Origin of the sequence: Actinomadura sp. HBU206391, assembly GCF_014323665.1 — a bacterium.
Classification (GTDB): domain Bacteria; phylum Actinomycetota; class Actinomycetes; order Streptosporangiales; family Streptosporangiaceae; genus Actinomadura_C.
The window spans coordinates 1-4,689 of the sequence record NZ_JABVEB010000351.1; the positions used below are offsets into that span (position 1 = coordinate 1).

Below are 4,689 nucleotides of genomic sequence, written 5' to 3' on the forward strand. Positions count from 1 at the left end.
TCCGGGTCTCGCATCGTGGATTCGGCGATCATCCGCACCTGGCGGTCGCGCAGCGACACGTACAGGCCGGTGAACAGCTCGTTTCCCGCGGCCTCGACCAGGTTGGTGTGGAAGAGCCGGTCCTCCTCCAGGAACTCGTCGAAACGGCCCTTCTCGCCCTTCTCACGCTGCAGCTTGAGGTGGGCCTCCAGCCGGTAGGCGACCGCCTCGGCGACGACCGGCCCGTTCTCGATCACCCTCTCCGCGGAGAACTGCTCGAGGACCAGCCGTGCTTCCAGCACCGCACGCACCTCATCCGGCGAGACCGGAACGACGAGCGCCCCGCGTTGCGGGTAGAGCCGTAGCAGGCCTTCGGTCTCCAGCCGCAGGAACGCCTCTCGCACCGGGGTCCGCGACATCCGCAGAGCCTCGGCGACCTCGCCTTCGCTGATCAGTGCCCCACCGGCATAGCCGCCGTGCAGCACACGCTTTTTGACGAAGTCGTAGGCCCGGTCCTTGGCCGCCGACCGGCGGCCGATTCGTCCCTGTGCGGCCACGGCTCCTCCAACCAGGGCACCCCGACCAAGTCCGTCCATTATGGCCACAGGATCGGGATTTCACACCGGACCGCCGCCGGCCCGCCCCCGGCCTCGATGCAGGCGAGGGGCGGGCCGGTACGCGTTTTACGGGAGCATCCAGCTGAGCACGTTGGTCGACTGCAGGAAGACCAGTACGCACATCACGCCCAGCAGGGCGATGCTCCAGCCGAACACTCGGCGGAACAGCTCACCTTCCCGCCCGGCGAGCCCGGTGGCCGCCGCGACGATGGCGAGGTTCTGCGGCGAGATCATCTTGCCGAGGACACCGCCCGAGCTGTTGGCCGCCGCGAGCAGTAGCGGATCGAGGCCGGCCTTCTCGGCAGCCGTGACCTGCAGCGTGCCGAACAACGCGTTGGCCGAGGTGTCCGAGCCGGTCACCGCCACGCCGAGCCAGCCGAGAATCGGGGAGAGGAAGGCGAACGCGGCGCCCGCGCCCGCGATCCACTGGCCGATCGTGAAGGTCTGGCCGGACAGGTTCATGACGTAGGCCAGCCCGAGCACACATGCCACGGTGAAGATGGCCCAGGCGAGCTGGCGTACGGTGCGCCCGTAGGTGCGCACCGCCTCGCCCGGCGACAGGCGGAGGATCAGGAAGGTGATGACGCCCGAGATGAGCAGCAGGGTTCCGCCGGCGGCCAGCCAGTCGAACTTGAACGTCGTCGCGCTCGCCGGGGTGCCCGCGGGGGTCAGCACGTCCAGACCCGGCCACGCGAAAGTCTTCGTCGCCTTGGCGAGGAACTCTTTCACCGGCCCGAACTGGGCGATGGAGAAGATCGCGATGATCACGGCGTACGGCGCGTAGGCCCGAGCCACGTCCGCGGCCGGCGGCCGCTCCTGTACGGAGGTCAGAGCACCGGACTCCTGCCCGCCGGACCGCTGCCCGCTGTGCTTGCCGCCCTTGCGGCCGCCGCCCTCCACCTCGTGGGCCACCGCCGTGGCCTCGGCGATACGGGTCGACACCTCCACGTCGTCGGCCTGCTCGCCGGTCAGAACGTGGCGCGGCTGCCAGAACTTCAGCAGCAGCACGATCGACGCGGTTCCGGCGAGAGAGGCGATGATGTCGGTCAGTTCCGCGGACATGAAGTTGGACGCGATGAACTGGCCCACGGCGAAGACCACGCCGCCGACCATCGCCGGCAGCCAGGTCTGCCGTACCCCGCGGCGGCCGTCCACGATGAACACGAGGATCACCGGGACGAACAGTGCCAGCACCGGGGTCTGCCGGCCCACCACCGAGCTGAGGTCGTGCACCGGCATGCCGGTGAGCTTGCTGAGCGTGATGATCGGGGTGGCCAGCGCGCCGAACGCGACGGGGGCGGTGTTGGCGACCAATGCCACCGCGGCCGCCTTCATCGGGCGGAAGCCGAGCGCGATCAGCATCACCGAGGTGATCGCCACCGGAGTGCCGAACCCGGCCAGCGCCTCCAGGAGCGCGCCGAAGCAGAAGGCGATGATCACGGCCTGGATCCGCAGGTCCGGCGAGATCGAACAGACCGACTTCCGCAGCACGTCGAAGTGGCCGGTGACCACCGTCATGTTGTAGATCCAGATCGCGTTCACCACGATCCACATGATCGGGAACAGCCCGAAGGCCGCGCCTTCGACGGCCGCGTTCCCCGCCTGCCCGATGGGCATGTCGTAGATCAGTACGGCGACGAGGAGGGAACAGGCCAACGCCGCCAGAGCCGCCCATTGCGCACGGACACGCAGCCCGCCGAGCAGCACGAAGAGGGTGATGAGCGGTAGCACGGCGCAGAGCGTCGACAGGCCGAGTGAGTCTGCCAGTGGGTCGAGCACGGGTTGGAACATCGGGGAACCCCTTGCGCGATAGGGCACTAGTTGACTTCCGCCATACGGAAGCACTTGTTCGGATCTTGAAACATTCGGTTCATCATTACGACATGTGCCTCAGGTCACGTCAAGACACAACTGAGATACAAGTTGTGAAAGCCGGCCCCTGACGCCGCCATCGGCCGAGCGCTCGCCGCCCGCCACGAGGGGTGCTGCCACGTACCGGACCGCACGGCTGATCCGCCCGTGGACTTCGTCGCCCGATTGGCGGAGAGTATGGCTCGGGGCCGCCTCCGGCGATCGGTCCGGCGTCCCTGTCCCACCGGCTTTTCCGCATCCGACGATCGAGGAGAGGGCCATGGCCGCCAACCCCCACGCCGAGCATGTCGGCAGCCTGCTGCGTACGCCTGAGCTGCTTGAGGCGCGTACGGCGCAAAGGCGTGGAGAGCCGGACGCCGAGCGGCTGCGCGAGCTGGAGCACTGTGCGGCGCTGGCGGCGATCGAGGTTCAGCGGCAGGCCGGAATCCAGGTCTTCACCGACGGAGAGGTCAGGCGTGGCACATGGATGGCCGGTCTCCTGGAGTCGCTCGGCGGAGTGAGCCCCGCCGCTCCGCGGTCCGCCAAGTGGTACCGGGGCGGTGACGAGCCGTCGGCCGAGGAGACCCACTTCGACATGGTCTCGGTGAGCGACCGGCTCTACCAGAAGGCCCTGCACACGAGCGTCGAGGCGGCGTTCCTCGCCGAGCACGCGCCGGGGCAGTTCAAGATCACAATGATGAGCTCCTCGATGGGGGCGATCCTGTGGCAGCCGGGCATCAGTGAGGCGGCGTATCCGACGCCGACGGAGATGATGCAGGACCTGGTCGCTCTTCAGATCAAGGAGATCGAGGGTCTTCTGGACCAGGGGGTCACCTGGATCCAACTGGATTCACTGGGCTACAACTTCGTGATCGACCAGGACTTCCGCGAGGGGATGGGGATGACGGGGGTGAAGCCCGAGGAGATCCTCGACGCGACGGTCGCGGTCGACGCCGCCGTGGTCCGCGCCGCGAAGGAGAAGAATCCCGACGTCACCGTGGGCATGCACATCTGCCGTGGGAACAACCGCAGCGCATGGATGTCCCAGGGAAGCTACGAGCCCGTCGCCGAGAAGCTGTTCGGACAGGTCGGCGTGGACCGGTTCCTGCTCGAGTACGACACCGAGCGCGCGGGGGGATTCGAGCCGCTGCGCTTCATCCCGCGGGGAACGACCGTCGTCCTGGGCCTGATCTCCTCGAAGACGCCCCGGCTCGAATCCCAGGACGAACTGCGCCGCCGGATCGAGGAGGCGTCGAAGTACGTGCCCATTGAAAACCTGGCCCTCAGCCCTCAATGCGGCTTCGCCTCCACCGAGCGGGGCAACCTGCTGACCGTCGACGACGAACGCCGCAAGCTCGAACTCGTCGTCGACACCGCCCAGCGCGTCTGGGGCTAGGGCCCGTTGCCAAGTCCGGACTTGGCCGCCATCAAGGTCTGATCGCCGCCAGCTTGCCGGCCCCTTCTTCTCAGGCGCCGGCGGGCGGCGACTCAAGGTCCTTCCACGTTTCTTCGACATGGCGACCGGGCCCGAGCACTCTGCCGAGTGACCGGACGAGTTCAGCGTCGAAATGACCGACGAGCCTCACGCCGGTCTCGCCGGGCCACCTCAACCGCAGCGATGTCCGCGCGTAGCCCGTCTCGGTGTCTCCAGAGTGCTCCACGGCAATTTCGGTGAGATCGGCGATCTCCATTGTTCGGGAAGCGACCGCACTCACCAGGCGCACCCGCCTTCTGGTGAACTCCGCCGCATGGACCTCTCGTGGCCCGGCGAATGTGCCGACCAGCGCGCCACCGGCGACGAATATCCCCACGATGAGAAAGAGGGCTGACGCCTGAAGCGAGAACATCAGGGCCGGCGCGACCATGATGATCATGCCCGCCGACAGGCCGGCGAGCGCTCCCGCGAGACATCCTGAGCGCTCGTGCGTGGCGGACCAGGTCAGGGTTTCGTGGCTGGACACTCATGCAGGATGCCTCGGACTTGGAGATCTGACCAGGAGGCCCATGCTCGACCGGGGTGCGGTCGCAGCCTGATGATGTACGAACGGACGCCGGAGATTGTCCTGGCCTCGTCGTTTTATCCAGGTTATTCGCGAGTGGACTGGTCATAATTCTCTAGCGAATTGCATTCGATAGTGCGTTCGATCTTATTGCTGACTAAGCTGAGAGTATGGCTGAGGGAGGTGCTTTCCGATGACCGTCGCCGAGTCTGAAATCTGCTGGGCGGAATGGGCGGAGCTGC

4 protein-coding genes are annotated in these 4,689 nt (G+C 67.1%); 1 reads left to right on the plus strand and 3 read right to left on the minus strand.

Annotated elements, in window-relative coordinates; translation table 11 throughout:
- On the minus strand, nucleotides 1-536 hold a 536-nt coding region (locus tag HKK72_RS36095), incomplete at its 3' end, for a GntR family transcriptional regulator (RefSeq protein ID WP_187238887.1).
- A gap of 126 nt (nucleotides 537-662) precedes the next feature.
- Complete coding sequence (locus HKK72_RS36100; RefSeq protein ID WP_187238888.1) at nucleotides 663-2,387, minus strand: L-lactate permease; 1,725 nt, start codon at nucleotides 2,385-2,387, stop codon at nucleotides 663-665.
- A 340-nt stretch (nucleotides 2,388-2,727) separates the two neighbouring features.
- Here HKK72_RS36100 and HKK72_RS36105 point away from each other — a divergent pair, with 340 nt between their 5' ends.
- Nucleotides 2,728-3,843 (plus strand): hypothetical protein, encoded by a 1,116-nt coding sequence (locus HKK72_RS36105; RefSeq protein WP_187238889.1) that lies wholly within the window; start codon nucleotides 2,728-2,730, stop codon nucleotides 3,841-3,843.
- 70 nt (nucleotides 3,844-3,913) lie between these two features.
- Here the strand turns inward: HKK72_RS36105 and HKK72_RS36110 are convergent, their stop codons facing one another.
- Nucleotides 3,914-4,408 (minus strand): hypothetical protein, encoded by a 495-nt coding sequence (locus tag HKK72_RS36110; protein WP_187238890.1) that lies wholly within the window; start codon nucleotides 4,406-4,408, stop codon nucleotides 3,914-3,916.
- Between the last annotated feature and the right edge of the window lie 281 nt (nucleotides 4,409-4,689).